This window comes from Micromonospora palomenae, assembly GCF_007829925.1.
In the GTDB taxonomy this organism is placed as follows: Bacteria; Actinomycetota; Actinomycetes; order Mycobacteriales; family Micromonosporaceae; genus Micromonospora; species Micromonospora purpureochromogenes.
Window position 1 is genome coordinate 50,594 of record NZ_VIXA01000005.1, and the last position, 26,073, is coordinate 76,666.

At 72.6% G+C, this 26,073-nt stretch carries 25 protein-coding genes and 1 tRNA gene; 8 read left to right on the forward strand and 18 right to left on the reverse strand.

Features of this window, described 5'->3' with window-relative positions; genetic code table 11:
- Positions 1–140: 140 nt before the first annotated feature.
- From FHX75_RS27175 to FHX75_RS27185, 3 genes are read right to left on the reverse strand one after another with little or no spacing between them, the layout of a single operon-like run.
- The gene (locus FHX75_RS27175; protein WP_154943212.1) at positions 141–1,340 is read right to left on the reverse strand and encodes an allantoate amidohydrolase; all 1,200 of its coding nucleotides are present in this window, start codon (positions 1,338–1,340) and stop codon (positions 141–143) included.
- Positions 1,337–2,992, reverse strand: a complete 1,656-nt coding sequence (hutU, locus tag FHX75_RS27180) for a urocanate hydratase (protein WP_154943213.1) — start codon at positions 2,990–2,992, stop codon at positions 1,337–1,339. Before hutU ends, FHX75_RS27175 begins: the two co-directional genes overlap by 4 nt.
- Before the next feature lie 13 nt (positions 2,993–3,005).
- Positions 3,006–3,857, reverse strand: a complete 852-nt coding sequence (locus FHX75_RS27185) for a MurR/RpiR family transcriptional regulator (RefSeq protein WP_154943214.1) — start codon at positions 3,855–3,857, stop codon at positions 3,006–3,008.
- 186 nt (positions 3,858–4,043) lie between these two features.
- Between FHX75_RS27185 and FHX75_RS27190 the strand changes: the two genes are divergently transcribed.
- Entirely contained in the window at positions 4,044–5,336 is a 1,293-nt protein-coding gene (locus tag FHX75_RS27190; protein WP_154943215.1) for a hypothetical protein, read from the forward strand.
- Between the two features lie 48 nt (positions 5,337–5,384).
- On the opposite strand, the gene FHX75_RS27195 is transcribed toward FHX75_RS27190, so the two are convergent.
- Positions 5,385–6,989: a hypothetical protein gene (locus FHX75_RS27195; RefSeq protein ID WP_154943216.1), complete on the reverse strand. Its 1,605-nt coding sequence runs from the start codon at positions 6,987–6,989 to the stop codon at positions 5,385–5,387.
- Positions 6,990–7,190: 201 nt separating this feature from the next.
- On the opposite strand from FHX75_RS27195, the gene FHX75_RS27200 reads away from it, so the two are divergent.
- Positions 7,191–8,858: an O-antigen ligase family protein gene (locus FHX75_RS27200; RefSeq protein ID WP_154943217.1), complete on the forward strand. Its 1,668-nt coding sequence runs from the start codon at positions 7,191–7,193 to the stop codon at positions 8,856–8,858.
- A gap of 18 nt (positions 8,859–8,876) precedes the next feature.
- Here the strand turns inward: FHX75_RS27200 and FHX75_RS27205 are convergent, their stop codons facing one another.
- From FHX75_RS27205 to FHX75_RS27235, 7 genes are all read right to left on the reverse strand, one after another.
- Positions 8,877–9,722, reverse strand: a complete 846-nt coding sequence (locus FHX75_RS27205; protein WP_246158720.1) for a glycosyltransferase — start codon at positions 9,720–9,722, stop codon at positions 8,877–8,879.
- A 23-nt stretch (positions 9,723–9,745) separates the two neighbouring features.
- The gene (locus FHX75_RS27210) at positions 9,746–10,660 is read right to left on the reverse strand and encodes a glycosyltransferase family 2 protein (protein ID WP_246158725.1); all 915 of its coding nucleotides are present in this window, start codon (positions 10,658–10,660) and stop codon (positions 9,746–9,748) included.
- Between the two features lie 43 nt (positions 10,661–10,703).
- A complete protein-coding gene (locus tag FHX75_RS27215) occupies positions 10,704–11,786 on the reverse strand; it encodes a glycosyltransferase family 4 protein (protein WP_154943219.1) in 1,083 nt (360 codons plus the stop codon).
- Entirely contained in the window at positions 11,783–12,634 is an 852-nt protein-coding gene (locus FHX75_RS27220; RefSeq protein WP_154943220.1) for a glycosyltransferase, read from the reverse strand. Before FHX75_RS27220 ends, FHX75_RS27215 begins: the two co-directional genes overlap by 4 nt.
- A 1-nt stretch (position 12,635) precedes the next feature.
- Positions 12,636–13,904 (reverse strand): hypothetical protein, encoded by a 1,269-nt coding sequence (locus tag FHX75_RS27225; RefSeq protein ID WP_246158727.1) that lies wholly within the window; start codon positions 13,902–13,904, stop codon positions 12,636–12,638.
- A 112-nt stretch (positions 13,905–14,016) separates the two neighbouring features.
- Positions 14,017–15,321: a sugar transferase gene (locus FHX75_RS27230; protein ID WP_211364629.1), complete on the reverse strand. Its 1,305-nt coding sequence runs from the start codon at positions 15,319–15,321 to the stop codon at positions 14,017–14,019.
- 354 nt (positions 15,322–15,675) lie between these two features.
- Positions 15,676–16,758 carry an LCP family protein gene (locus FHX75_RS27235; RefSeq protein ID WP_154943222.1) on the reverse strand — a complete coding sequence of 361 codons (1,083 nt, stop codon included), beginning with the start codon at positions 16,756–16,758 and terminating at the stop codon, positions 15,676–15,678.
- 127 nt (positions 16,759–16,885) lie between these two features.
- Between FHX75_RS27235 and FHX75_RS27240 the strand changes: the two genes are divergently transcribed.
- Together FHX75_RS27240 and FHX75_RS27245 are read left to right on the forward strand one after the other, a co-directional pair.
- Positions 16,886–17,719 carry a class I SAM-dependent methyltransferase gene (locus FHX75_RS27240; RefSeq protein WP_154943223.1) on the forward strand — a complete coding sequence of 278 codons (834 nt, stop codon included), beginning with the start codon at positions 16,886–16,888 and terminating at the stop codon, positions 17,717–17,719.
- Positions 17,720–17,804: 85 nt separating this feature from the next.
- A complete protein-coding gene (locus FHX75_RS27245; protein ID WP_154943224.1) occupies positions 17,805–18,788 on the forward strand; it encodes an expansin EXLX1 family cellulose-binding protein in 984 nt (327 codons plus the stop codon).
- A gap of 3 nt (positions 18,789–18,791) precedes the next feature.
- Here the strand turns inward: FHX75_RS27245 and FHX75_RS27250 are convergent, their stop codons facing one another.
- The 4 genes from FHX75_RS27250 to bcp form a co-directional block, all read right to left on the reverse strand.
- Positions 18,792–19,322 carry a GNAT family N-acetyltransferase gene (locus FHX75_RS27250; protein ID WP_154943225.1) on the reverse strand — a complete coding sequence of 177 codons (531 nt, stop codon included), beginning with the start codon at positions 19,320–19,322 and terminating at the stop codon, positions 18,792–18,794.
- A gap of 65 nt (positions 19,323–19,387) precedes the next feature.
- A tRNA-Leu gene (locus tag FHX75_RS27255) sits at positions 19,388–19,473 on the reverse strand.
- Complete coding sequence (locus FHX75_RS27260) at positions 19,459–20,364, reverse strand: HNH endonuclease signature motif containing protein (RefSeq protein ID WP_211364614.1); 906 nt, start codon at positions 20,362–20,364, stop codon at positions 19,459–19,461. Before FHX75_RS27260 ends, FHX75_RS27255 begins: the two co-directional genes overlap by 15 nt.
- Before the next feature lie 31 nt (positions 20,365–20,395).
- Complete coding sequence (bcp, locus tag FHX75_RS27265) at positions 20,396–20,872, reverse strand: thioredoxin-dependent thiol peroxidase (protein ID WP_154943226.1); 477 nt, start codon at positions 20,870–20,872, stop codon at positions 20,396–20,398.
- A 124-nt stretch (positions 20,873–20,996) separates the two neighbouring features.
- On the opposite strand from bcp, the gene FHX75_RS27270 reads away from it, so the two are divergent.
- From FHX75_RS27270 to FHX75_RS27285, 4 genes are read left to right on the forward strand one after another with little or no spacing between them, the layout of a single operon-like run.
- A complete protein-coding gene (locus tag FHX75_RS27270; RefSeq protein WP_154943227.1) occupies positions 20,997–21,713 on the forward strand; it encodes an energy-coupling factor ABC transporter permease in 717 nt (238 codons plus the stop codon).
- Positions 21,710–22,111, forward strand: coding sequence for a PDGLE domain-containing protein (locus FHX75_RS27275; RefSeq protein ID WP_154943228.1), 402 nt, complete (start codon positions 21,710–21,712; stop codon positions 22,109–22,111). The genes FHX75_RS27270 and FHX75_RS27275 overlap by 4 nt, the downstream gene beginning before the upstream one ends.
- A gap of 14 nt (positions 22,112–22,125) precedes the next feature.
- Positions 22,126–22,896, forward strand: a complete 771-nt coding sequence (gene cbiQ, locus FHX75_RS27280; RefSeq protein ID WP_154943229.1) for a cobalt ECF transporter T component CbiQ — start codon at positions 22,126–22,128, stop codon at positions 22,894–22,896.
- The gene (locus tag FHX75_RS27285; RefSeq protein ID WP_154943230.1) at positions 22,893–23,663 is read left to right on the forward strand and encodes an energy-coupling factor ABC transporter ATP-binding protein; all 771 of its coding nucleotides are present in this window, start codon (positions 22,893–22,895) and stop codon (positions 23,661–23,663) included. The genes cbiQ and FHX75_RS27285 overlap by 4 nt, the downstream gene beginning before the upstream one ends.
- Positions 23,664–23,732: 69 nt before the next feature.
- Here FHX75_RS27285 and FHX75_RS27290 read toward each other — a convergent pair whose 3' ends face one another.
- The 3 genes from FHX75_RS27290 to FHX75_RS27300 are packed head-to-tail and all read right to left on the reverse strand — an operon-like array spanning position 23,733 to position 26,060.
- Positions 23,733–24,830 carry a hypothetical protein gene (locus FHX75_RS27290; RefSeq protein WP_246158732.1) on the reverse strand — a complete coding sequence of 366 codons (1,098 nt, stop codon included), beginning with the start codon at positions 24,828–24,830 and terminating at the stop codon, positions 23,733–23,735.
- On the reverse strand, positions 24,827–25,543 hold the full coding sequence (locus FHX75_RS27295; RefSeq protein ID WP_154943231.1) for a DsbA family protein: 717 nt from the start codon (positions 25,541–25,543) through the stop codon (positions 24,827–24,829). Before FHX75_RS27295 ends, FHX75_RS27290 begins: the two co-directional genes overlap by 4 nt.
- On the reverse strand, positions 25,536–26,060 hold the full coding sequence (locus tag FHX75_RS27300) for a MauE/DoxX family redox-associated membrane protein (RefSeq protein ID WP_154943232.1): 525 nt from the start codon (positions 26,058–26,060) through the stop codon (positions 25,536–25,538). The genes FHX75_RS27295 and FHX75_RS27300 overlap by 8 nt, the downstream gene beginning before the upstream one ends.
- Positions 26,061–26,073: the final 13 nt, after the last annotated feature.

The window sequence follows — 26,073 nt, forward strand, 5'->3', positions numbered from 1 at the left end:
CCTGTGGAGCTGAATCGTCTGCGACATCACCCGATCATGGCCGCACCGAATCGTCTGCGACATCAGCTCGACAGCGCACGACGGGGCCGGTGCCGCCCGCCCCCGGACCGCCGTCGTCGGCCCGTCCGGCCGGGCCGGGCTCAGCGACATGCCAGCTCCTCCAGCACCCGGGCCAGGGCGGTGACCCCGGCGGCGCAGTCCGCGTCGGTGGCCGACTCGGCGGGGGAGTGCGACACCCCGGTCGGGTTGCGCACGAAGAGCATCGCGGTGGGCAGGTGCGCGGCCAGCACCCCCGCGTCGTGGCCCGCCCCGGTGGGCAGCACCGGCGCGTCGAGCAGCTTGGCCAGCCGGTCGGCCAGCCCGCCGTCGAAGGCGACCAGCGGGGTGGCCGACTCCTCCGTGCAGGTCAGCTCCGTGCCGTCCCGCTTCGCCCGCTCGGCGGCCTTGGCCTGCACCGCCCCGACCAGCCCGCGCAGCGTCTCCGGTTCGGCCGCCCGGGCGTCCAGCCAGCCGGTCACCCGCGACGGGATCGCGTTGGTGGCGTTCGGCTCCACCGCCACCCGGCCCACGGTGGCGTGCGCGTCGCGCAGCCGGGCCTCCTTGTTCGCCGCCAGCACCGTGAACGCGTACGTCAGCATCGGGTCGCGGCGGTCGGCCATCCGGGTCGTACCCGCGTGGTTGCCCTCGCCGTGGAAGTCGAAGCGCCAGCGGCCGTGCGGCCAGATCGCGCTGGCGACCGCGACCGACGCGTCGGTCTCGACCAGCGCGCGGCCCTGCTCGACGTGCAGCTCCACGAAGGCGGCGAAGCGGCCGAGCAGCGCCGGGTCGGCGCCCGCGGGCCGGTCACCGAGCGCCTCGGCGAAGCTCACCCCGGCCGCGTCGCGCAGGCCGGCCGCGCGCTCCACCGCGATCTCCCCGGTGAGCAGCCGGGACCCCAGGCACGGTACGCCGAACCGCGCCCCCTCCTCCTCCACGAACGCCGCCACCGCGATCGGCCGGTCGGGCCTGACGCCCGCCCCGCGCACCTCGTCGACGGCGAGGAACGCGCTGACGATGCCGAGCGGCCCGTCGTACGCCCCGCCGTGCGGCACCGAGTCGAAGTGGCTGCCGGTGAGCACCGCGCCGCCGGCCTGCGGGTCACCCCACCAGGCGAAGAGGTTGCCGTTGCCGTCGGCGGTGACCGGCATGCCCCGGTGCTCGGCCTGCTCGCGGAACCACTCCCGCAGCCGCAGCTCCGGCTCGGTGAGCGCGTAGCGCAGGTAGCCGCCGCTGCCGGCGTCCCGCCCGACCGGCGCGATCTCGTCCCACAGCGCCCGGAACCGGCCGGCGAGATCCGTCACGCCGGTCCCTCGGCCATCGGCACCCGCACCCCGGTCCGGCCGGCGACCTCGCGGGCGGCCTCGTACCCGGCGTCCACGTGCCGGATCACGCCCATCGCCGGGTCGTTGGTGAGCACCCGCTCGATCTTCTGCCCGGCCAGCGCCGTGCCGTCGGCGACGCAGACCTGCCCGGCGTGGATGGACCGCCCGATGCCCACCCCGCCGCCGTGGTGGATGGACACCCAGGACGCCCCGCTGGCGGTGTTGACCAGCGCGTTGAGCAGCGGCCAGTCGGCGATCGCGTCGGAGCCGTCGGCCATCGCCTCGGTCTCCCGGTAGGGGCTGGCCACGCTGCCGCAGTCCAGGTGGTCCCGACCGATCACCACCGGCGCGGACAGCTCACCGGAGGCGACCATCTCGTTGAACCGCACCCCGGCCTTGTCCCGCTCGCCGTAGCCGAGCCAGCAGATCCGCGCCGGCAGGCCCTGGAAGGCGACCCGCTCGCCGGCCATCCGCATCCACCGGGCCAGCGACTCGTTCTCGGGGAACAGCTCCAGGATGGCCCGGTCGGTGGCGGCGATGTCCTTCGGGTCGCCGGAGAGCGCCGCCCACCGGAACGGGCCCTTGCCCTCGCAGAACAGCGGCCGGATGTACGCCGGCACGAAGCCGGGGAAGTCGAACGCCCGCTCGTAGCCGGCGAGCTGGGCCTCACCGCGGATCGAGTTGCCGTAGTCGAAGACCTCCGCGCCCGCGTCGAGGAAGCCCACCATCGCCTCGACGTGCTGCGCCATCGAGGCCCGGGCCCGGTCGGTGAACTCGGCCGGCTTCGCCGCCGCGTAGTCCCGGGCGTCGGCCAGCTCCACCCCCACCGGCAGGTACGACAGCGGGTCGTGCGCGCTGGTCTGGTCGGTCACCACGTCGATCTCGACGCCGCGCACCAGCAGCTCGGGGAAGACGGTGGCGGCGTTGCCGACCACGCCGACGCTCAGCGCCCGGCGGTCCCGCTTCGCGGCGAGCACCCGCTGCACCGCGTCGTCCAGGGAGTCGGCGATCTCGTCGAGGTAGCGGTCGTGCACCCGCCGCTCCAGCCGGCTGCGGTCCACGTCCACGATCAGGCAGGCGCCGCCGTTCATGGTCACCGCGAGGGGCTGCGCCCCGCCCATCCCGCCGCAGCCGGCGGTCAGCGTCAGCGTCCCGGCCAGCGTGCCGCCGAAGCGCTTCGCCGCCACCGCCGCGAACGTCTCGTAGGTGCCCTGGAGGATGCCCTGGGTGCCGATGTAGATCCACGAGCCGGCGGTCATCTGCCCGTACATGGTCAGGCCGAGCTGCTCCAGGCGGCGGAACTCCGGCCAGGTGGCCCAGTCGCCGACCAGGTTCGAGTTGGCCAGCAGCACCCGGGGCGCCCACTCGTGGGTGCGCATGACCCCCACCGGGCGGCCGGACTGCACCAGCATCGTCTCGTCGTCGCGCAGCTCGGTCAGCGTACGCACCAACGCGTGGTACGACGGCCAGTCCCGGGCGGCCTTTCCGGTGCCGCCGTAGACGACCAGGTCGTCCGGGCGCTCGGCCACCTCCGGGTCGAGGTTGTTCATCAGCATCCGCAGGGCGGCCTCCTGCGGCCACCCCTGGGCGGTGCGTGCGGTGCCGCGAGCGGCGCGGACGGGCTGGTGCATCTCGGAACTCCTCTCAGCCGAGGAACAACTGGCGACGGGCGGCGGACGACTCGAACGCCTCCAGGCGGGACTGCGTGTCCGCCGGGGAGGCGTCGCAGATCGCCTGCAGGACCACCATGGCCAGGGTCATCGGGGCGGTGTGCAGGTCGAAGACGAGGTCGGTGCCGACCGTGGCGGGCAGCACCAGTTCGGCGTACTCGGTCGCCGGGCTGACCGGCGAGTCGGTGATCGCGACCACGGTCAGCCCGGCGTCGCGGGCCTCCCGCAGCGCCTCGAAGGTCTCCCGGGGGTAGCGGGGCAGGACGAAGGCGAGCAGGGCACTCGCCCCGGACGCCGCCGCCTGCTCCAGCCGGTCGGTGAGCAGGCTGCCGCCGTCGTCGAGCACCCGGACGTCCGGGTGCACCTTCGCGGCGAAGTAGGCGAAGTACGCGGCCAGCGGCGCCGCCGCGCGCAGCCCGAGCACCGGCAGCGGGCGGCTGGCCGCCAGCAGGTGCCCGGCGGCGGCGATCCGGTCCCGGTCGGCGAGCTCGCCGGCGAGCCGCTCCAGGTTCGCCATCTCGGCGCGGACCGCCCGCTGGAGTTCGTTGCCGTCGCCGTCGCCGCCGGTGCCGCCGCCGGAGGTCAGCTCGCGCAGCCGCCGCCGCAGCGCCGGGTAGCCGTCGTGGCCGAGCGCGACGGCGAACCGGGTCACCGACGGCTGGCTCACCCCGGCCAGCTCGGCCACCTCGGCCGCCGACAGGTACGACGCGGCGGCGGCGTGCTGCACCAGGCAGTGCGCGATGCGGCGCTGGGTGGGCGTGAGCCGGACGCCGTGGAACAGGTCGAGCACCCGGTCGGGGGGTGCGGCGACGGCTCCGTCATTCATGGCGTGACTGTATGCATGAAAACTTTCAGACGCAACCGTCGTCCGTTCGGTCACACCCGCCCGACCGTCGGGCGTCCACTCGGGAGGAGGCCCTGGTGGGGCGGGGTGCGTCCGGAACTGCCGGCGGCCGCCGCGCTCGCGACGTTTCTGTACTATCCGCACGGCGGGTGAGCAGAGGAGTGGGGCATGCAGCCGGACGGTCCGTACAGGTTCACCGAGGTGATGGGCGTCTGCCAGGTCGGCAGAGCCTGGTGGGCCGTCGACGGGCAGGACCGGCTGGTGACCGTCGCGGTGCTCGAACCCGTGGTGGCCGAGGATCCGGCCTGGCGTCGGGCCTTCTCCGGCATGGCCGACGCGCTGGCCGCCCCGGGCGGTGGCGGCGGGCCGTACCTGGCCGCCGACTTCACCGCGGCCGCGCCCTGGGTGGCGTACGCGGCCGACGGCGGCCCGGGTGCCGACCGGCTCTTCCTCGCCCTGGGCCACGAGATCCACAGCGAGGAGGCGGGCGAGGACAGCACCGTGGCGATGCTCCAGGTGCCCCAGTCGCAGCCGGCCCCGTGGGCGGTGCAGGGCGACCCGACGCAGGTCTCCGCCCCGCCGCAGCAGGTCTCCACCCCGCCGGTGTCGGCGCCCCCGCAGCCCGTGTCGGCCCAGCCCGTGTCGCCCCAGCCCGTGTCGGCCCAGCCGGTGTCGGCCCCGCCGCCGGTGTCCGCGCCCCCGCACCAGGTCTCCACACCGCCGCACCAGATCTCCGGGCCGCCGGTGTCGCCGGCGTACCCGCAGCAGACCAGCGTCCCGGCGGACGACCCGTGGGATACGTCCCGGGGGCGACGGATCGCCCCCGTGCGGCCGGAGCCGAAGCGGCGGGACTGGATCTCGGTCGCCGTGGCACTGGTGCTCACCGTGGTCGCCGGCACCGCCGGGTTCTTCCTCGGTGGGGGCGGCGACAAGGAGGCCGCGACGCCCTCGCCGTCGGCCAGCCCTTCGCTCCAGCCCTATGAGGCGACGCAGTTCTCCATCAACAAGGCCAAGTTCGAGGGCGAACTGGCGCCCCTGGCCGAGCCCTGGCTGACCCGGATCGGCGGCTGCGTGGTCTACGGCGTGCCCGGCGCTCCGAAGATGCCGGCCGACGAGAAGAAGCACGTCTTCTGCAACTACGGCGGCGCGTGGCTGCACTTCGCGCTCTACCCGGGCGCGAAGCAGAAGGAGACGGCGCGTTCGTACCGACAGCAGCTCAACGTGGCCGCTGGCGCGTTGGCGCCGGGGGTGCGCGAGGCCACCACCACGACCGGCGGCGTGACCGGCACGACCGGCAACTACGTGGAGTACGCCTTCAAGGGCGAGGACGGCCGGCCGATCTGCGGTGTCTGGTGGGACCGGGACGACATCGAGGGCGCCTTCTACGTCGAGACGCTCTGCCAGGAGGGCGTCGCCGGCGACTGGGACGCCCTGCGGGACCTGTGGCGCCGGGGCAGCTGATCTCGGACCCCGCGGGTGGATCGGGCGGGCAACCATCGTGCGGACCGGTCATCCCTGGCTGATCAGCGCGACCGGCTCCACTCCCTCGGTGACCAGTTCCACCCGGTAGTCGGCGAGCGCCTGCCGCCAGGCGTCCACCTCCTCGCCGATGACGTGGGAACGGATCACCCAGACACGTGCGTCGCCGTCTCGTCGACCGGCCAGCTCCAGCGCCTGCCGGAGCCCGGCACGGATGGCCGTCGTGTCGTGCCCGGTGACCACGACGGCATCGGGCCGGGTGGGCATCGCGACCCACCAGCCCACCGTGTTGCCGTACGGCGCGACCAGCTCAACCGCGTCGCGCTCGGAGTAGAACGCGAAGCCGTACCAGGCCGTGCTGTTCAGGACCACGACGTCGTTCGGCGCGCGGTTCCTGGCCACGTACTCGGTCGCCGACCGGACGTCCGTCACGGCCACCGCGGTGTAGTAGAGCCCCGATTCGTTCCCGTCGAACCGGTACCAACGGCTGTTGCCGATGCCGAACGCCCCGAGCAGGACCGCGCAGATCCCCGCGGCCAGGACCGCCGGCCGGACCCGGGGAAGCCCGCGGCGGGCCAGTACCGCCGCCCGGTCCGCCAGACCGGCGACCCCGATCCCGGCCACCGCCGCCATCGTCACGAGCAGGAAGTGTGAGGTACGCAGTTCCAGCAGCGGGTAGACCCCCGCGATGCCCAGCGTCACCACCACCAGCGGCAGCAGGGTCACGGCGGTCGCGGTGGCGGGGCGGCCACGCCGTAACAGGGTCAGCGTGCCGGCGACGAGCAGGCCGGTGACGACCAGCCCTGGGGCACCGACCACCGGGGACAGGAGCTCGAACTGCCGACCGAGGTAGCCGGGTAGCTCGGTCGGCGCGGGGAAGCTGTCGACCCAGTACCGCTCCATCGCCTCGTTCCGCCCCCGCGCGGAGATGCCGAAGTAGACGGCCGTGACGATCACTCCGGCGTTGAGCCCGGCCAGGGTCACCTCGACGAGCCGGGGCCACTGCCGCCGGATCGCGGTGGTCAGCATCAGCGCGCCGAACGCGCACGGTGCGACGATCGCCGTCACGTGGCTGACCAGCACCCCCACGGCGACCACGGCGGTGAGCACACCGAGCCGCCTCCTGGACCAGGAGTGTTCGGTCCACGAGACCAGGACGAGCAGAGCCACCGCGACGGCGGCGTCGGCGGTGTACTGCTTGAGGTCGTGGCGGACCTGTTGAGCGGGCAGGAGCAGGACCGTCACCGCGCAGGCCGTGCCCGCCACGATGCCCCGACCCGGCGTCGCCCAACGCAGCGAGCGGCCGAACATGTACGCCGCGACGACCACGAGCCCGTGGAACACCAGCGGTACCAACCGCAGCTGGTCGGTGTCCGGGACCAGCCGCAGCAGGAAGCTCCAGCCGATCGGGCTCGACGAGGTGGTCACCGGCAGGTCGCCGAGCGGGAACCGCACGGACAGCGCCACCCACGCCTCGTCGACCCAGTACGGCGCCGACAGCATGGTCCTGACATCGTGCACGACCGGGATGAGTTCCAGCAGAACGGCGACGGCGGCGATGTCCCGTACGGTCGGGCGGGGCCTGCGCGTGACGGCCACCGGTGCGTCGGCCGTGCCGACGTCCGCTGGTTCCAATTGTGCAACCACGCAGGTCCCTATCCCGACTGCCGACCGGCCGGGCGTCACCCTAACCCACTCCGGGCAGGTGGCCCGGGAGCGGTCCACAGTAGCTGCTCCGGCCGGGCGCCGGTGGGCCGCCTCGGCCCGTCCGGAAACGGGGCGTGCGGGCCGCAGACCGGGTGCCCACTTTCGCCGGCTGGTACGTACGATCGCACGGTGCGAGAGTTGACTTCCAAGATCGCGGGGTCGGGGCGCGGGCTGCTTGTTCTCAGCGTCGGCCTTGCCGTCCTGGCGGCCTGGTTCCTGGTGACGGGCAGGTGGGAGTGGGCGCTCGCGGTCGGCGTCGGTGCCCTGCTCGGCTGGGCGATGACGGAACCCACCCGGATCGTGTGGGCCATCTTCGTCGTCGCCTTCGCCGTCCCGGTGACCATCGACTTCGGCTACCCGACCAACCCCTCGTACACGCTGCTGCTGGTCCTGTTCATCCTCGTCTGCTGGGGACGGGTGCGTCGCGCCGAACGCGACGGGTGGCAGCGGCCGATGGTCGTCGGGGCGCTCCTCCTCCCGGCGTGCGCGGTGCTCGCCGGGATCGTCCACTGGCACGGAGCCAAGCCGGTGGTCGTCGGTGTCGCGCCCCTGCTGTGCTTCGGCGTCCTGGGCTGGCACCTCATCGAGGAGGCGCGCCGTGACCCGTGGACGATCAGTCGGGTGGCCGAGGCGCTCACCTGGTTCAGCGTCGCCGTTGCCGTCTTCGCGAAGTACCAGACCCTCTCCCGCACCTGGCCGATCTTCGACCAGTTGGCGTACGACTGGACGTACACCTCCGCCTTCGACAACACCCGGGCGGTGGGCCTGTCGGGGCATCCCATCATCTACGGGACCTTCGCCATGGCGATGGCGCTCGTCGCGCTGACCCTCCGGGGCAGGTTCTGGTACGTCCCCTTCACCGCCAACCTGGTGGGTCTGGTGCTGTCGGGTACGCGCAGCGCATGGGTCGGCATGATTCTTGCTCTCGCGACCTGGCTGTTCCTCCAGTGGCGGAAGGTCTCCTGGCGCGGTGTGGGCAGCGCGGTCGCCGTCGCCGCGATCGCCTACGCGGTCGTGGCGGTCAGCCCGTCCTTCCTCCCACCTGCCACTCCCATGCCGGCGTCGAGCGAGGCCGCGCTCGCGCCGACGCCAGCCGCTGCCGACCCTGCCTCCGCGGCTCCCGCCCCGAGTTCCGGGGCCGCCACCCCCGCCTCCGGGGCCGCTGCACCGAGTCCCGCGGCTGCCGCCCCGAGTTCTGCGGCTCCTGAGCCGAGTTCCGCCGCTCCGGCCACCAGATCCGCCGCTCCCGCGCCCACGTCCGCCGCTCCCGCCCCCGGCACCGTCGATGCCGTCGACGTGGCGGGATCACGGTTCTCCGATCCGGCCAGCGCGGACGCGCGCTTTACCCGGATCAGTGTCGTCTGGGACGGCATCACCCGGGACTGGTCCACGGTCGTCTTCGGTAACGGGCCGGAAGCCAACGTGCGGTACCTGGAGCACGTCGGCATCGGCGACGGTCAGGCGCAGGTTTTCGACAACACCTACCTGACCTTCTGGTACAACTACGGCCTGATCGGACTGGCCTGCCTGCTGTCGCTCCTGGTGGTGCTCTTCCGGTACCTCCGGTCGGTGGCCGCCCGTGTCCTGCTGGTGGGATTCGCCGCGCAGGTCTTCTTCTTCGACGTGTGGCTGTGGCTGGGAGCGGTGGCCGTGCTGCTCCTGGCGGTGGCGTTGGGCGCCGCGGACCACCCGTCGCTGTCGGCCCGGCCGCTGGGGGCACTCGTCCCGGGGCCGTGGCGCCCTCGTACGTCGGAGCGCACCCCCGAGGAGAACGGAGTCCCCTCGGGCGTGCGCTGAGGTGTGTCCCGGAGCTCGTCAGGCGCCGGTCGCCGGGCCGGGAACCGGCACAGGCCCGTCCGCGCCGTTGGCCGCCGGGCGCGGCACCGGCGATCCGATCAGGCGCGCGGCCTGCCGGTGCCGTCGGGCGGCCGGCGGCAACCCGACCAGGAACTCGGGGAACAGGCCGAAGAAGGTCCGGGCGCTCCGCAATTCCAGGGTGTGCGCCTTGGACCAGCGGAACGAGTTCGTCGCGCGGCCCCAGTGGTGGATCCACCGCACGTCACCGAGCAGCGTGACGGGAAGGCCGTGCCGCCAGGCGCGCAGCCCGAGCTCGTGATCCTCGTAGTAGAGGAAGAACCGCTCGTTCCAGCCACCCAGCTCGCTGACGTCCGCGGTGCGGCCCGCGACGGCCGCACCCATGACCCAGGCGACGTAGCGCGCCTCGCCCGGTTCCGCCACCATCCGGTACGAGGCGTGCAGCCGGGACAGCGGCCAGACCTTCCGGTTGCCAAGCTTCGCGGTCGCGTACGGGAAGCCACGCCCGTTGGCCTGCGGAACCCCGTCCGACGAGAGCAGTTGGGGCGCTACTAGGCCGCCGTGTGCGTCGAGATGCCGCCGCAGCACGTCGAGGCCGTCCGGACGGATCTCGAGGTCCGGGTTCGCGAACAGGATGTACTCGCCCGCCACCTCGCGGAGAGCGACATTGTTGGCCCTGGCGAAGCCGACGTTCTCCGGCAGCCGGATGACCCGCGCGCCCAGTTCCTCCGCCACCGTCGCCGAGTCGTCGGCGGAACAGTTGTCCACGATGATCCACTCGTACGGCTTGGTCTCACCGTGCCAGCACCGGCGCAGCGTGTCCGCCGAGTTGTAGGTGACCGTCACGACACTCCACCGGTGTCCTGTCATCACGCTCTCCGAACCGTCAGGTAGCTGAGCAGGGATGCGAAGCCGAACCGCCTGCCGTTCCACTGCCGGCGGGCGGCCGGCCCCTCCACCAGGCCACGTCCCACCCCCCGCAGGAACGGTCGCAGCAGGCCCTGACGCATCCGTCGGGCGGCCAGCGCGACGTGCGCCAACGCGAGGACCGGCACCGCGACGAGCATCAGCGGCCAGGTGAGGGTCCGAGCCGCGACCAGAAGCCGGTTGCGGGCCAGCAGGAAGGCACGGAATCCCTGAAGCTTCTGGTCGCCGTCGACGCTGTGGCCGCCGGCATGCGGCAGCACGAGGTCCAGCCCGTGCGTACGCAGACCCGAGGCATAGAGCCGGAAGGCGAGGTCGGCGTCCTCACCCCAGGCGAACAGGTGCTCGTAGAACCCACCGAACCGGCGGAACAGTTCGGTGGGGAAGACCGCTGCGCCGCCCGACGGACCCAGTGGGGCCCGCGACACCGCCGCCGACCGGTCGATGAAGAGCGAGATCGGGTTCAGGTCGATGCCGACGTACTCGCCGCCGTGCATGGCCAGGCCGACCGCCACAGGGGCGTCGGGGTGCTCCGCGACGGCGGCGCAGATGCGGGCCAGCGCGTCGTCGGGCAGCCAGACGTCCGGATTCAGCAGCAGCACGTGGCTCGTGGTGGCGGCCGCGACCGCCCGGTTGCAGCCGGCCGCGAAGCCCGGGTTCGACGAGTCGGCAAGGTACTCGTACCGGTCATCCTCCAGGCAGCCGACGATGACCTTCTCGCACCCGTCGTCGGGCCAGTTGTCGGCGAAGATGAACCGCACCGGGAGCCCCGCGGCGCTGCGTGCCCAGGTCGGGAGCGTTTCGGCGAGCATGTCCCCGGACCGGTAGAGCACCGTGACGATGGTCAGCTCTGTCGCCACTCGGGCACCACTCTCATCCGATCACTGATCAGGTAGATGCTGCTCACAGCAGCGACCGGTACAGGCTCTGCCAGCGCGTCACGCACCGGTCGAAGGCGTATTCCTCGGCGTACCACTCCGCCACCCGTTGTCGATCGTCCGAGGACCCGGCGCGGCCGAGCGCCTCGCGGACGGCCCCGGCCAGCGCGGTGGGTGTGAGGTCCGCCCGGATCGCCAGGGTGTCGGTGGCGTGCCGGGTGACCTCGGCCAGGCCGCCGGCCCCGGTGTGCACCACGGGAACGCCCAGGGACAACGCTTCGAGCGCGCTGAGCCCGAACGACTCGACCCGGGACGGCACCAGCAGGCAGTCGATCTGCCGCAGGAACTCCGCCGCGGTGACCCGCCCGACGAGTTCGAGGTTCGGCCGGGCCGCGATCGGCAGCGAGCCGGCGCCGGCCACCTTGAAGTCCGCGTCCGGCAGGCACGAGGCGACCTCGGGGAGCAGGTCAGCCCCTTTTTCCTTCTCCAACCGGCCGAGATAGCCGACGACCGGCCGCCGGTCGGGTCTCAGCGTGCCGGCCGGTTTCGGACCGGGCCAGGTGGCCGGCAGTGGGTTCGGGATCAGGTGGACGTCCCTGACCCGGCCACGGTCGCGCAGCTCGGCGGCCTCGAACTCGGACACCGCGACGGTCGCATGCGGCCGTAGGCGGCGCATGGCCAGATCCAGTGTGATGTTGGACTGGACGGCGGCCTTCCGCTGAAGTGATTCGGCGGTGTCCCGGTACTGCCAGAGGCTGTTGTGCAGGGTGACCACGAGGGGTGTTCGCGGACGCTCCGTGCTCAGCGCGGCCCGCGAGTGCATAGCCGCCGACAGCAGGTGGGCGCAGACCACATCCGGCCGTACCTCGCGGACGAGACGACGGATCTCCCGGGCATAGGCCAGGTCCATCCGGCTGGCCGCGCTGAGTCCGATCCAGGGCACTTCCGCCTCGCGCAACGCCCGGCCCACCTCGTCGTCCGACGTGGCGGCGACCACCTCGACGCCCGTCCTGGCGTGGGCGGGGATGATTTCCGTCAGGATCCGTTCGGCGCCACCGAGTTGCCGACGTCCGGAGCCACCGGTGGTGCAGACGAACAGCACCTTCACGAGGCACGCAGCCCCTCGACGGCGCCGCGCGCGATGGCGCGGCGAACCGGGTTGCCGCCCACGGCCGCCCGCAGCACCGTCCCGCAGACGTACGCCGTCGCGGCGACGTGGCCGCGCCTGCCCCCCATGTCCCGGCTCGCCCGGATGAACTCCCGGGTACGCCGTTGGGAGATTTCCTCCTCGGACCAGCGGCGCTTGGCCGTCGCGTCGTCCTCGTGCGTGATCACGGCGTCCCGCACGTACGCCAGCCGCATGCCCTGCTGGCGCACGGCCCAGCACAGCCGCATGTCCTCCGAATAGAAGAAGGACGTCTCGTCGACCCCGCCGATGGTGTCGAAGGTGCTCCGGCGCAGGGCGACGAAGGGCCCGGTCAGCCAGTCCGCCTCTTCCGGCGGCGCGACGATCCGCAGGCGCGGCGCCACGAGGCTCAGCCCGGTGGCGTGGGCGAGCCCGACCCGCATGGTTAGGAACCGCCCGCCCTCCGTCTGCGGCACGCCTTCCGGTGTCACCACCGCGGGGAAGGCCGCGCCCACCGTGGGATCGGCGAGGGTGGCCACCAGACGGGCCACGGCATCAGCGTGCACGATGATGTCGTTGTTGGAGAGGATGACGTTCGCCCTGCTCGTGTGGCGCACGCCGAGGTTCATTCCCCTGGCGTACCCCAGATTCGAGCCGGATTGGACGTACCTGACGCCCTGCTGGGCGCAGAACCCGCTCAGCGCCTGCCGGATCTCCGCGGAGCTGCCGTTGTCCACAACGACGATCTCCGCCTCACTCGGCAGCGACCGGACGCACGCTCGGGTGCGCTCGAAGTCCTCCCAGGCGAGGACCACAATCGAGACATCCATCTCACACCGTCCCATGGTTCGGCGGCTGCGCCCGGCGCAGGCTCGCTCTCGACGCGAAAGCGTGTACGGCGTAGGCGAGCGAGGAGGCGATCGCGGCACCGACCACTCCGGCCCAGGGAATGATCCCGAAATACGCGGGAATCGCCACCGCGACCGTGACCAGGGCGACGACGGTGGTCGCCTTCTCGCCCCGTCTCTTCAACAGCAGGGCACTCCAGCTCTTGCCGGCCGCCGTGGCCAGTGAACCGGGCAGGAGAAGGAGACCGAGAATCCACGCGTGCCGGTACTCCGGCTGCAGGAAGCCCAGCACGGCGAGTCCGACGACGGCGGCCAGGGCCACCGGTAGGGCGGCCTTGACCACGGCTTTGGTCGGGTCCGGCCCGTCCGCGCCGTTCCGGTCGGCGAGAATCCGCTGCGCGCGCACCACGGCACCGGCCTGTGCGAACTCCAACGCCGCGACGGCCAGGGCGTAGACGCCGAGCGCACCGGCGCCGACGAACCTGGCCACCAGGATCTGGTTGAACCGCAGCGTCATCATCTGCGCGAAGATTCCGACATGCAGGTTTCCCACCGCGAGCGCGTCGGCCCGGTAGTCCGATCCCGTGGCCGTGGCTGCCGGGGCTGACCCGAACCGCCGGACCATTCCCAGCACCAGGCCGCACACGACCAGCGCGCTGAGCCACTGAACGCCGAGCCAGGCCAGGCTCCACAGGCCGCCGTCGAGCCGACCGGCGGCATAGAGGGCGGCGTAACCGCCGACCAGGACCGCCCCGCTCGCGGCCCGGATCGCGTAGACGAGTCGGAAGCTCTTCTGCCGCAGCGCGATCGACGACACCGTGTTGAAGACGGTCAGGCCTGCGGCGGATCCCACGCCGACGAGGTAACTGCCGACTCCGGCCACCGTCGTGAGCAGTGCGGCGGCGACCCCGGAGAGCAGCACCGAGATCCCGAGGATCGCGAGGACCCACGTCCGACCCCGGGAGAAGACCCACCCGGCCGGGCGGGACAACAGGAACGTGTCCAGCGACAGTCCGCCGATGGCGGCGCCCAGCGTCGCGCTCACCATGTTCGCGGCGAGCTCGCCGCGCTCCGCTGCGGGCAGTGTCACCGACGTGACCGCGGCCAGGCCGGTCAGGCCGAGGGCGGCGAGGTAGAGGTGTTCGGGTGCGGCGAGCCGCCGGAGCAGCTGTGGCACCCGGGGCCGGCGGGGAGGGTCCGGGTCGAGGTCCGGCGACGACTGAGCGGCGTCGACCAGCGGAACGCCTGTCACTCGTCTCCCCCAAACGGTGCCGCACGGGGACGGGTACGACCAGTTCCATGGTGCTGGCACTTTTTACCCGAACGATGCTTCACCCGCAATCGCCCTCGGCAGCCGAGGCCGGTCAACGCCCACCACCGCGGAGCACCTGCGCAACGGTGCGCAGCACGATCTTGATGTCGAGCCAGAGCGACCAGTGCTCGACGTAGTAGTTGTCGAACCTCGCCCGGTCGGAGATCGGCGTGTCGCCTCGGAGGCCACTGACCTGCGCGAGTCCGGTGAGTCCGACGGGGACCCGGTGGCGCATCGCGTAGTTCGGATACTCGACCGAGAACTTCTCGACGAAATACGGCCGTTCCGGCCGCGGCCCCACCACGCTCATCTCGCCGCGCAGAATGTTCCAGAGCTGAGGCAGCTCGTCCAGCGACGTACGGCGCATGAACCGCCCGATCGGCCCGACCCGCTGGTCGTGCCCGATGGACCAGTTCGTCTGCGACTCGTGCTCGTCGACCGGGCGCATCGAGCGGAACTTGATGACCTTGAACGGCTTGCCGTACCGGCCGATCCGTTCCTGACGGAAGAAGATGCCGCGGCCACCGTCGAGGAACGTCGCGATCGCGCAGAGCAGGAGCACCGGACTCAGTGTGATCATCGCCACCGTCGCGAAGACCACGTCGGAGGCACGCTTCGCGGTCCACCGTGGACCGGCGAGCGTGGTGTCACCGATCTTGACGATGGGGATGGCTCCGACGTGGTCGGGGTATCCGCCTTGTGACCGGGAACCCCAGAGGCGCTGCGCGACCCAGAGGTCGCAGCGCGAGCTGGCGGGCCGGAGCAGGATCTCCATCAGGGTGGACTCCGGGCAGTCCGGGTCGGCGACGACCAGGACCTCGCAGTCCAGCAGCCTGGTGAGTTGTTCGAGTTCGTCGAGGGTGCCGATCAGTGGAAGCGATCCGACGCCCTCCCGCGACGAGGCGTCGACACAGCCGACGAACCGCAGTCCGTACTGCGGGTAGCGCCGGAGCAGCCGGGCGAGTTCGACGCCGATCGGACCGCTGCCGATGACGATGGCGTTGTGCTCCACCCACCGACGCTTGCGCGCGAGGATCAGGAAGTTCCGGCTGAACGCACGGCCGACGATCACCAGACCGGCGGAGAGCGCCATGCCATGCATGAAACCGCTCACGTACGGCACCGAGTCGTGACGCTCGGCCGCGATGATGGCCACTACGGCGCCGGATGCCAGCAGCCGGCCACCGAGGCTGGGCAGTTCGTCCAGGAAGCTGACGTGCCGGCGGGGCCGATAGAGCCCGCCGGCCGCGAACAAGGCCACCGTGAGGCCGGCGTTGACCAGGGTCGCGCGCCAGTAGTTCTGGGTCACCAGCAGCGGGGTGAGCAGCGCGACGACGTCGATGGGGACCGTCATCATCCAGGCCCGGAGCCGGCGGGTGCGCTTCGAGGCCCGGGAGCCGGCGTACGGCAGCACCTTGGTCGTGTCGAGGCCGGCGCGCGTCTGCGTCGTGGCGGGCGGTTCGCCCGCCACTCGGACGGAAGGGACTTCCGCAGGAGTTTCCTCGCCGCGGGCCGAGTCACCTCGCGGTGCCGACTGCTGCTGCGGTCCACCGAGGTGCGTTGCGGTCGCAGCATCGTGGCCTGTCCCCGGTGGGCGTGCCATGGTCGTTCCTCCCCGTGAACCCCCGGCAAGATGTGAAAGCGCCAAGGGCGATCGAAGGATACGAGCGAGCCCGTTGCGCCACCAGACCCGGCGAGGTGATTCGACGTCCTACGATCCGGCAGCCACGATCTCGGACACCGAGTCGCGGCGGACCGCGTCGAAAAGGGTCTTGGCCTTCGCCGTGTCCGCGAAAACGACGCTTTCGGTGCCGACCCGGCCCGTACCCTTGCTCGGGCAGGTGAAGAACTTGAGGTTGCCGCTTCGCAGGTGACGAAGCTTCATCGCCAGGTCCACCAGGGACAGCGACTCGTCCACCGCCACCGCGTCCGCAGTGGCCTTGACGAACGAGTTCAGCTTGCCGGGGCTGGCCAGCACACCGCCGGAGGCCGCCTTGTCCAGGATCGCCTTGATTACCTGTTGCTGGTGTCGGATCCGAGCGAAGTCGCCGTCGGCGAAGGCGTGCCGCTCGCGCGCGTAGTCCAGCGCGGCCGCCCCGTCCAAGGTCTGCCGACCCCCGACGAAGGTCCGGCTACCGCTCGGATCGAGCGAGTACTTCGTGGTGAAGCTCTTCTCCACATCGACCTCGACGCCACCCAGCGCGTCGACGATCTCCTTGAAGCCGGCGAAGTCGACCATTGTCACGTGGTCGATCCGGACCTTCGTGAACTCTTCCACCGTCTGAACCATCAGCGGGACGCCACCCCACGCGTAGGCTGCATTGATCTTGGCGTCCCTGCCACCGCGTCCGCTCTTCGACCTCGGTACGTGCACCCAGGTGTCCCGAGGAATCGAGATGAGCTGGGCGCTCGACCGGTCCTTGGTCAGGTGGGCCAGGATGATGGTGTCACTCCGAGAACCCGAACTGTTCTCGTGGTCGCGGGAGTCGCTGCCCAGAATCATGATGTTCATGGCGCCCTCAGCCTCTGCCACGGGCTGGGGCCGGGACGCCTGGGGCACGTCCTGGAACGCGTCGACCCGCTCGATGGAAGAGTTGATCGAGCGGTAGTACAACCCACCCGCGAGGAGACCGCCGCCGGCCAGCAGCGCCAGCACCAGCAGCACAATCAGGGCGATACGCCGGCCGCGACGGCGACGCGGAGTCGGAGCGGACGGCTGGCCCGTAGCGTCGACATCCTCTTCGGACGCGAAAAAGCGCGGTTCGGAGTCGGCGAGCTGCTGGCGATCTGACATGGCCGCGATGCTACTGACTCACGTTTGCCTCCGGGGACCCTCGTCCGGACGGTCAGCCCCCGTCAGCCGGTCGGTGAATCCAAAACTTTCTTCGCCACTCTTCACCTTCACCTGGTACAACCTCGACGTGGACGCAACGACGCTTCGCCGGGCCATCGCCCGCACCCGCCTCGCGCCGGTCGCCGCCTTCCCGAAGCGGCTCGGCCGCGTCGCCCGGCACGACGCCAGGGTCATCCGTACCTCCGCCCGCTGGTTGTTCACCTCCCGTGAACACCACAACTACACCTACGAGCTGACCAAGCTGAGCCGCCAGCACCTGACCTGGTTCGTCAGCGTCGTCTGCGACACCCCCGTCAAGCAGGTCCGCGCGTACGTCGAGGAGATCGAGTCCGACGACACGCTGCGCGGCCACATCGAGCGGGCCACCGCCGGCGCCGCCCGCCGCGGCCTGGCCGACAAGCAGGTCCGGTACGCCCGGCGCGTCGGCTGGTACGCCATCGTCCGCGCCACCCGGCCCAGCCACGTCGTCGAAACCGGTGTCGACAAGGGGCTGGGCAGCTGCGTGCTCGCCGCCGCGCTGCTGCGCAACGCCGCCGACGGGCACCCCGGGCGGCTCACCTCGCTGGACATCAACCCGGAGGCCGGCTACCTCGCCCGTACCGCACCCTGGTCCGATGTGGTCGACCTGGTCATCGGGGACTCCATCGCCTCCATCGCCGCGCTGGACCGGCCCGTCGACCTGTTCCTGCACGACAGCGACCACAGCCGGGCCCACGAGAAGCGCGAATTCGAGGCGGTCGAGCCGAAGCTCGCCCCCGGCGCGTTGCTGCTCACCGACAACGTCACCCACACCGACGTGCTCGCCGCCCACGCCGAACGCACCGGCCGGCGCTTCCTCGCCTACCGGGAGACCCCGCGCGACCACTGGTACCCCGGCGACGGCATCGGCGCGGCTTGGTGAGGACGCTCCGGGCGTTGAGGCCGCCGGCTTAGCTTTCGCTTAGCCGGCTTGTCGCCCGCGTACCGGTCCGGCAACATCGACCGGCGTGACCGACGGCAGCGCTCCCGGCGACCCCGCCCCCCGTCCCACGGCGGGCCGCCGCCGGGCCCTCCGCTCCGCCCGTACCCGCTGGCTGGTCGCCGGCGGCGTCGCGGCGCTCGCCACCGTGCTGGGGCTCAGCCTCGCCCTGCGCTCCGGCGCCGCACCCGCCTGCGCCGCGCCCCGGGCGCTCGCCGCGCCGCCCGCCGGCACCACCGTCCACAAGGGAAAGGCCACCTTCTACGACTCGAAGGGCGCGGGCGGCAACTGCTCCTACCCGTCCGCGCCGGCCAACCGCCGCTACGTCGCCCTCGGCCCGTCCGAGTACGCGGCCGGCGCCGCCTGCGGCGGCTTCCTCGACGTCACCGGGCCGCGCGGGACCGTCCGGGTGCTGGTCATGGACCAGTGCCCGGAGTGCGAACCCGGTCACCTCGACCTGTCCCGGGAGGCGTTCGCCGAGATCGCCGACCCGGTGCAGGGCGTCGTCGGGATCAGCTACCGCGCGGTGGTCGACCCGCCGCTACCCGGCCCGCTGACCTTCCGGATCAAGGAGGGCGCCTCGCAGTGGTGGTTCGCCGTGCTCGTCGGCCAGCACGGCAACCCGCTGCGCTCGGTCGGGGTGCGGCAGGGCAGCTCCGGCGCCTGGCGCGGTGCCGCGCGGCAGGACTACAACTACTGGCTGATCGAATCCGGCGCGGGCCCCGGGCCGTACGCCATCCGGGTGACCGACGTGTACGGCCACCGCGCCAGCGCCACCGGCATCCGGATGGCGCCGGGCCAGGTGCAGCGCAGCACGGTCAGGATGTACGGCGGTGCCGCCCCCGCCAGGGCCACCACGCCGGTACGGACGCCGTCGGCGCGCCCCAGCCGGTCGACCTCAGCGTCGGTGTCGGCGTCGCCCGGCCTCGCGGCGGCCGCCTCCCCGCGGGCCGTGCTCGACGCGGCGGTGACGCCGGCGGAGCCCAACCGGGCGGCCGGTTGCGGTGGCTGACCGTCAGCCCGCCGGCTCGTCCAGGTCCCGCCACATGAGGATCTCGTCGCGGTCGTCGCCGGGCGCCACCCGCAGCGCGCCCGGCAGCCGCCCGATCTCCCGGTAGCCGAGCCGGGCGTAGAACCTCTCCAGGCCGAGCCCGCCCCGCACCGTCACGTGCAGCGCCCGCCAGCCCAGCTCCGGGGCGCGGCGCGCCGCCTCCCGCATCAGGTCGAGGCCGTAGCCCCGGCCCTGGGTGTCCGGGTGGACCATCACCCGCTTGAGGATGCCCCAGTGCGTCTTCAGGCGGAACCGGTTGTCCGCGAAGATCAGCACGGCGACGAGGCAGTCGCCCTCGTACCCGACGAGCAGCCGGTCCGGCCCGTCAGTGATGTCGGCGAGGGTCCGCTCGGCGACCGGACGGACCTCGGCGGCGCCGACCGGGGCGACGAAGCCGACCGCGCCGCCGGCGTTGGTGACGTCGACCCAGAGGTCGACGATCCCCTCGCGCAGGTCAGGGGTGAGATCGGGGTCGAGGACGAAGCGCAGACTCACGCCGGCAATCCTGACGAACAGGCGCGGCGTGAGCCCGCGATGGTGACGCGCCTGACAGTGCCGCCTGGTGCGGGAGAGGGGATTCGAACCCCCACGTCCTCTCGGACACGGGCTCCTAAGGCCCGCGCGGCTGCCGTTACGCCACTCCCGCCGACCCGCTGAGTCTAGAGCGTCGCGCCGAAACGGTGTGCAGTCCCGCTCGCCGGAGGATGTTCGACACCGTGCCGTGGCTGACCACGCATTCGCCGCCGGACGACTCCCGGATGAGATCGGCCAGCTTTCGCGGGCCGAGTGCGGGGTTCGCCAGGGCGTACCGCACGACCGTCTCGTGGTGAGTGGGCCGTGGTGCTGGTCCGGAAGGCCGTCGGGGTGCGGGAGTAACCGTGCCGGTGGTGGCGAGTCGTCGGCGAAGACGCGGGAGGTGGTTGCGGTGACAGCCGATGCTTCTCGCCGCGTCGACCGGGCGGAGGACGCCGGCTTCCACCTGTCTGATCAGCTCCGCCACGGCGTCCGGCGCGAGTGGTGCCGGCAGCCGGGGTGGCGTCCACGGAACTTCAGTGGGCGGCGTTGCGGGACCTCGATTGCGGCCGGCGTAGGTGGCTGTCTGACTGTGGCAGTTCGGGCAGAGCAGCCGCAGGTTCGGCGGGCGGTTGTCGAGGAAGTCACCGTCGATGTGATCGACGTGCAGGATCAGCGGGCGACCCCGCCACGTCGGCCCGATGGCGCACTCCTCGCACTCCTCGGGGACGCCGATGTCCCGTAGTGCCCACTTCAACCGGCTGCCCGGTGTGCGGCGGGCACCCTGCGGCAAGCGCACCAGCAGTTGCGAGGAAGTGGTCCGCCGTTCGCCCCGGCGGCCCTTGTTGGGTGCGTTGCCGGTGAAGTGCGACGTGTCGATGCCGAACCGCTTCAACTGCCGGCTGATGTGCGCGTGAGACCCACCGCTGATGCGGACGCCGAGCAGCCGCATCACCCCGGCGATGGAATGTGCGGCGGCGGCCGCCTCGGCGAGCGCCTCGGGCGTGTACCGGTATCGGACCACGTACGGACCGTACCGGCCGGGTGTGACAGCCTCAGTCGAGGCCGAGGTCCCGCCGCAGCTTCGCCACGTGCCCGGTGGCCTTGACGTTGTAGAGGGCCCGCTCGATCTTCCCGTCCGGGTCGATGACGAACGTGGAGCGGATCACCCCGGTCACCGTCCGGCCGTACATCTGCTTCTCGCCGTACGCGCCGTACGCGGTGAGCACCGCCTTGTCGGCGTCGGCGACCAGCGGGAAGGTGATGGCGTCGCGCTCGCGGAACTTCGCCAGCTTCTCCGGCTTGTCGGGGGAGATGCCGACGACCTCGTAGCCGGCGGCCTGGAGCGAGGCGAGCGAGTCGCGGAAGTCGCAGGCCTGCTTGGTGCAGCCGGGGGTCATCGCGGCCGGGTAGGCGTACAGGATGACCCGGCGGCCGCACAGGTCGGCCAGGGAGAGCGTCTCGCCGGTGTCGGTCGGCAGGGTGAAGTCGGGGGCGGGGTCGCCGGGGTTGAGGCGGTCGGGCGCGGTCATGGCAGCGACCTTACCGCCGTCCGGGACGGCGTCGGGCGACGCGCGCCGGGCCGGGTGGTGATCAAGACCATGGCTTGTTGCCAAGTCTTGGCAACAACATGGTCTGCCAAATAGGCTGCGCGGTGTGGACACCCTGGCGATGCACATCTCGAACGGGATCATCAACGGTCCCGTGGCGGGGATCTTCGCGGCCGTCGCGCTCGCCGCACTGACCTTCTGCGTGCTGCGCGGCCGGCGCGACCTGGACGATCGGCTGGCCCCGATGGCCGGCCTGGTCGCCGCCTTCATCTTCGCCGTGCAGATGCTCAACTTCCCGATCTTCACCGCCGGGGTGAGCGGCCACCTGCTCGGTGGCGCGCTCGCCGCGCTGCTGGTCGGCCCCTGGGTGGGCGCGCTCTGCGTGGCGGTGGTGCTGGTCGTGCAGGCACTGGTCTTCGGTGACGGCGGCGTCGCGATGCTCGGCCTGAACATCACCAACATGGCGATCCTCGGCACCGCCGCGGCGTACCTGCTGATCGCCGGGCTGCTGCGGGTGCTGCCCCGCACGCCGGCCGGGCTGGGCGTGACCGCGTTCGTCTCCGCGCTGCTCAGCGTGGTGGTGGCGGCCCAGGGCTTCGTCTTCCAGTACTGGCTGGGTGGCACCACCGACCTGGGCGGCAACATCACCGGCCTGGCCGGCACGATGGCCGGGGTCCACCTGCTGATCGGCATCGGCGAGGGCCTGATCACCGCGACCACCGTGGTCACCGTCGCCAAGGTCCGGCCCGATCTGGTGTACGCGCTGCGCGCCCTGAAGCCGGCGACGCCGGCGCCCGTCCCGGCCGTCGGAGGTGTCCGGTGAGGAAGCGTTCCTGGGGTTTCGTGGCCGTCGGCCTGCTGGTGGCGCTGCTGCTCGCCGGTGTGGTCAGCAACTACGCCTCGTCGCACCCGGACGGGCTGGACTCGTCCCTGCTCAAGGGCTGCACGGTCGACGCCGACGGCGAGATCACCGGTGGCTCCTGCCCGGCCCAGCAGGCGAAGGACCACGAGCTGGCCGACAGCCCGCTGGCCGACTACGGCATCCGGGGAGTGGACAACGGCTTCCTCTCCACCGGCCTGTCCGGGGTGCTCGGCGTGCTGCTGACCTTCGCCGTCGGCGGTGGCGTCTTCTGGCTGCTGCGCCGGCGCGGCCCGGCCCGCCCCGACGACGCCGGCGACGCCCCGCGCGAGGACCGGCAGCCGGCCGGCACCGCCGGCTGAGCAGGGGTACGCGGATGGGCGCGGGACACGCGCACGTGCTCTACCGGGACGCGACCTCGCCGGTGCACCGGCTGGCCCCCGAGGTCAAGATCGCGGCGATGGTGCTCTTCACGCTCGCCGTGGTGGCCACCCCGCGCGAGGCGTTCTGGGCCTTCGGCGGGTACGCCCTGCTGGTCACCGGGGTCGCCGTGCTGGCCCGGGTCGGGCTGCGCTGGCTGCTGCTGCGCGCCACGATCGAGCTGCCGTTCGTGCTGTTCGCGTTCGCGCTGCCGTTCCTGGGCGCGGGGGAGCGGGTGCAGCTCGTCGGGCTCAGCCTCTCCGTCGACGGCCTCTACGGCGGCTGGAACATCCTCGCCAAGGGCACCCTGGGCGTACTCGCGTCGCTCCTGCTGGCCGGGACCACGACGACCCGTGACCTGATCCTCGGCCTGGACCGGCTGCGCTGCCCGGAGATCCTCACCCAGATCGCCACGTTCATGCTGCGCTACCTGGACGTGCTGGTCGGTGAGGCCCGCCGGATGCGGGTGGCCCGGGTGTCCCGGGGTGACGACCCGCGCTTCCTGTGGCAGCTGCGCGGCTTCGCTGCCGGCGTGGGGGCGCTGTTCCTGCGCGCCTTCGAGCGCGGCGAGCGGGTCTACCTGGCGATGCTGTCGCGGGGATATTCCGGGCGGATGCCGGCGGTCTGGCAGGGCGCGGGCGCGGCGAGCGCCGGGCAGTGGCTGGCGGCGGCGACCGTGCCGCTGGCGGCCGTCTTCATCGCCGCCACCGCCGTCGTCCTGACATGATCGGGTACGTGCAGACCGCTGTCTCCCTCGACGTCCGCGGCGTCCGGTACGCGTACCCGGACGGTCACCTCGCCCTGAACGGGGTGGACCTGACGGTGCCGCGCGGCGAGCGGGTGGCGCTGCTCGGCCCGAACGGCGCCGGCAAGACCACCCTGGTGCTGCACCTCAACGGCATCCTCACCCCGACCGAGGGGACGGTCAGCGTCGGCGGGCTCACGGTCAGCCGGGACCGGGCTGAGCTGGCCGAGGTCCGGCGCCGGGTGGGCATCGTCTTCCAGGACCCGGACGACCAGCTCTTCCTGCCCACGGTGGCCGAGGACGTGGCGTTCGGCCCGGCGAACCTGGGGCTGCGCGGGGCGGAGCTGGCCGAGCGGGTCGACGAGGCGCTGGCCGCGGTGAAGATGAGCGAGCACCGCGACCGGGCCCCGCACCACCTCTCCTTCGGCCAGCGGCGTCGGGTGGCGGTGGCCACCGTGCTCGCCATGCGCCCGGAGATCCTGGTGCTCGACGAGCCCTCGTCCAACCTCGACCCGGCCGCCCGGCGGGAACTGGCGGAGATCCTGCGCGGCCTGCCGGTGACCCTGCTGATGGTGACCCACGACCTGCCGTACGCGGCGGAGCTCTGCGAGCGCGCGGTCATCCTGGACGCCGGCCGCATCGTCGCCGACGCCGCCACCCGGGAGATCCTCGGCGACGCCGACCTCCTGGCCCGGCACCGCCTCGAACTGCCCTACGGCTTCACCCCGCACTCCCTGCCCCGCCCCTGACGCCCCCGCCGTGATTCCGACCGGCGGACCGGACCGGGCGAGGCCGGGGACCGGAAGGACGCGGGCGGTTCAGGCGGACACTTCGGTGTGGGTCGTCGCCGTCGGGGCGGTGCGGGAGGCGGCGTGCAGGCGGAGGATCCCCGCGCCGACCGCGCCGGCCCCGCCGACCAGGACCGCCAGGAGCAGCAGCCGGGCGTACTGCCCCGGCCAGGGGACGGGGGCGACGGCGCGGGAGAGGACGCCGAGGTTGGCGACGCCGGCGAAGAGCGCCAGGCAGGCGCCGGAGAGCGCCAGCGCGAAGTCGGCCGCGGCCGGCCGGCGGGCCAGCGCGTAGCCGCCCGCGGCGATCGCCCCGAGCCCGGTGAGCAGCGGCCAGATCTGCCCGCTGAGCAGCCCCGCCAGCACCCCGCCGACGCCCGCCGCGCCGGCGTCCAGCTCCCGCCCCACCACCAGGACCACCGCCGCCGCGCCGCCGAGCGCCAGCAGCGCCCCGACCGCGCGCAGCGCGCGCTCCCCGGCGACCGAGCCGGCCGGCAGCAGCCCCGCCGCCGCGACGGCCAGGAAGCCGAGCGTGGCGGCCACCCACCAGGGGTACGGGTCCGGCGGCGGCACCCAGTCCAGGGTGCCCCGGATCTCCACCTGCTCCGCGCCGTCGCGCATCGGCACGGCCCAGTCGCGTACCCGGTGGGTCCGGTTCGGGTCGGCGACGGCCTGGGCCGGCGGCCCGGACTCCCGCCACTGGGTCCGCTGGTCGTGCCAGCGCACCCGCGGCTCGTCGGCGATCCGCCGCCACTGTGGCGGCGCGGCCGGGTCCGCCTCGGGCGGCAGCGTGGTGTCGCCGGCCAGCGTCCGGTTCAGGTACGTCGCCGGGGAGCGGCTGTTCTCGTACGCGCCTGCCGGGCCCACCCGCAGGTACGGCTCACCCGAGTAGCCGATCACCTCGACGTCCCGGCCGGTGCGGTTGACCAGCTCCAGCCGGGCGCCCGCCTCGACGGCCCGTACCGTCAGGCCTGGTCGGGCCGGGGTGAGGCCGGTCGCCTCGGTGCGGTAGTCGGTGCCGTCGGGGGCGTCCGCGCCGTGCGCGGCGGCCGGCGTGGCGAGGGCGAGCAGGGTGAGCAGCGCGGCCGTGGCGACCAGGCCGGCCCGCCGGAGCAGGGCGAGGATCACTTGCCGGCCGCCTCCACGGCCGCGGTGATCCCGGCCGGGGTGCGGTCGGCGACCTCCCTGCCGTTGACCTTGATGGTCGGCGTGCCGGTGACGCCGGACCTGCTGGCGTCCTCGGTCACCTTCTCGGTCCACGGCTTGTACGTCCCGTCCTTCACGCAGGAGCCGAACTCGTCCCGGTTCAGGCCGACGCCCGCGCCGATGTCGATCAGCTCGTCGTTGCTGAGCCCGGCGCTGCCCTCCGGTGGCTGCCGCGCGAAGAGCGCGTCGGTGAACTCCTTGAACTTGCCGCCCTGGGCGGCGCAGCCGGCGGCGGCCGACGAGCGCGTGGAGTATTCCGTGGTGGAGAAGCGGTTCAGGTAGGCCACCGGGTGGAAGACCACCCGGGCCTTGCCGTCCTTGACCAGCTGGTCGATGGTGGCGCCGCTGACCTGCTGGAACTGCTTGCAGGCCGGGCAGAGGTAGTCCTCGTAGAGGTCGATGGTGACCGGACCGCCGCCGATCACGATGCCGGTGCCGGCGTCGTTGGCGCCGGGCGGCGCGGTGAACTCGTCGGCGCGCTGGCTGGACCAGACGCTCCAGCCGATCAGGCCGGCGATCACCAGTACGACGACCGCGGCGACGGACGCCCAGAGCGTGCGCCTGCGCCGGCTCTCCCGGGCCAGTTGCTCGCGGACCACCCGGGCGGCGTCCCGCTGCCCCTTGCGACTACTCATCGTCGTCCTCCACGGCGGGTTCGCCCGTCAGCCAGCCGTCCACCGAGACGGGGGTGCGGGGCCAGATCAGCAGGAACCCGGCCAGCGCCAGGAATCCCAGGTCCCGGAGGATCTCCGGGAGGTAGCTCGGGGCCTGCCCGGCGGCGAGCTGACCGCCGCTGCCGAAGCAGCCGCAGTCGATGGCCAGGCCGCGGCTCCAGGCCGAGACGATGCCGGCGACGAAGACCACCAGCAGCGCGGCGGAGACGCCGGCGGCGAGCCGGGTGGCCAGTCCGAGCAGCAGGATCGCGCCGAGGGCCAGCTCCACGAAGGGCAGCGCCGCGCCGACCACCGTGGCAACGTCGTACGGCAGCAGCTGGTAGGCGTTGACCGCACGCCCGGAGGCGGCGAGGTCACCGACCTTGGCGGCGCCGGCGACGAGCCAGACCGTGGCCAGGCCGAGCCGGGCGGCCAGCCCGATCCAGGGGAGGACGGCGGGCCAGCGGGCGGCCCGCATGCGGGGTGCGGTCACGATCATTGGTCGTCGCGTC

What these genes read in the sequence shown, in the direction of transcription:
- FHX75_RS27220 (WP_154943220.1), bottom strand. Translation starts at nt 12,634, where the DNA reads ATGGATGTCTCGATTGTGGTCCTCGCCTGGGAGGACTTCGAGCGCACC.
- bcp (WP_154943226.1), bottom strand. Translation starts at nt 20,872, where the DNA reads ATGACCGCGCCCGACCGCCTCAACCCCGGCGACCCCGCCCCCGACTTC.
- cbiQ (WP_154943229.1), top strand. Translation starts at nt 22,126, where the DNA reads ATGGGCGCGGGACACGCGCACGTGCTCTACCGGGACGCGACCTCGCCG.
- hutU (WP_154943213.1), bottom strand. Translation starts at nt 2,992, where the DNA reads ATGCACCAGCCCGTCCGCGCCGCTCGCGGCACCGCACGCACCGCCCAG.
- FHX75_RS27300 (WP_154943232.1), bottom strand. Translation starts at nt 26,060, where the DNA reads ATGATCGTGACCGCACCCCGCATGCGGGCCGCCCGCTGGCCCGCCGTC.
- FHX75_RS27185 (WP_154943214.1), bottom strand. Translation starts at nt 3,857, where the DNA reads ATGAATGACGGAGCCGTCGCCGCACCCCCCGACCGGGTGCTCGACCTG.
- FHX75_RS27285 (WP_154943230.1), top strand. Translation starts at nt 22,893, where the DNA reads ATGATCGGGTACGTGCAGACCGCTGTCTCCCTCGACGTCCGCGGCGTC.
- FHX75_RS27235 (WP_154943222.1), bottom strand. Translation starts at nt 16,758, where the DNA reads ATGTCAGATCGCCAGCAGCTCGCCGACTCCGAACCGCGCTTTTTCGCG.
- FHX75_RS27295 (WP_154943231.1), bottom strand. Translation starts at nt 25,543, where the DNA reads ATGAGTAGTCGCAAGGGGCAGCGGGACGCCGCCCGGGTGGTCCGCGAG.
- FHX75_RS27230 (WP_211364629.1), bottom strand. Translation starts at nt 15,321, where the DNA reads ATGATGACGGTCCCCATCGACGTCGTCGCGCTGCTCACCCCGCTGCTG.
- FHX75_RS27190 (WP_154943215.1), top strand. Translation starts at nt 4,044, where the DNA reads ATGCAGCCGGACGGTCCGTACAGGTTCACCGAGGTGATGGGCGTCTGC.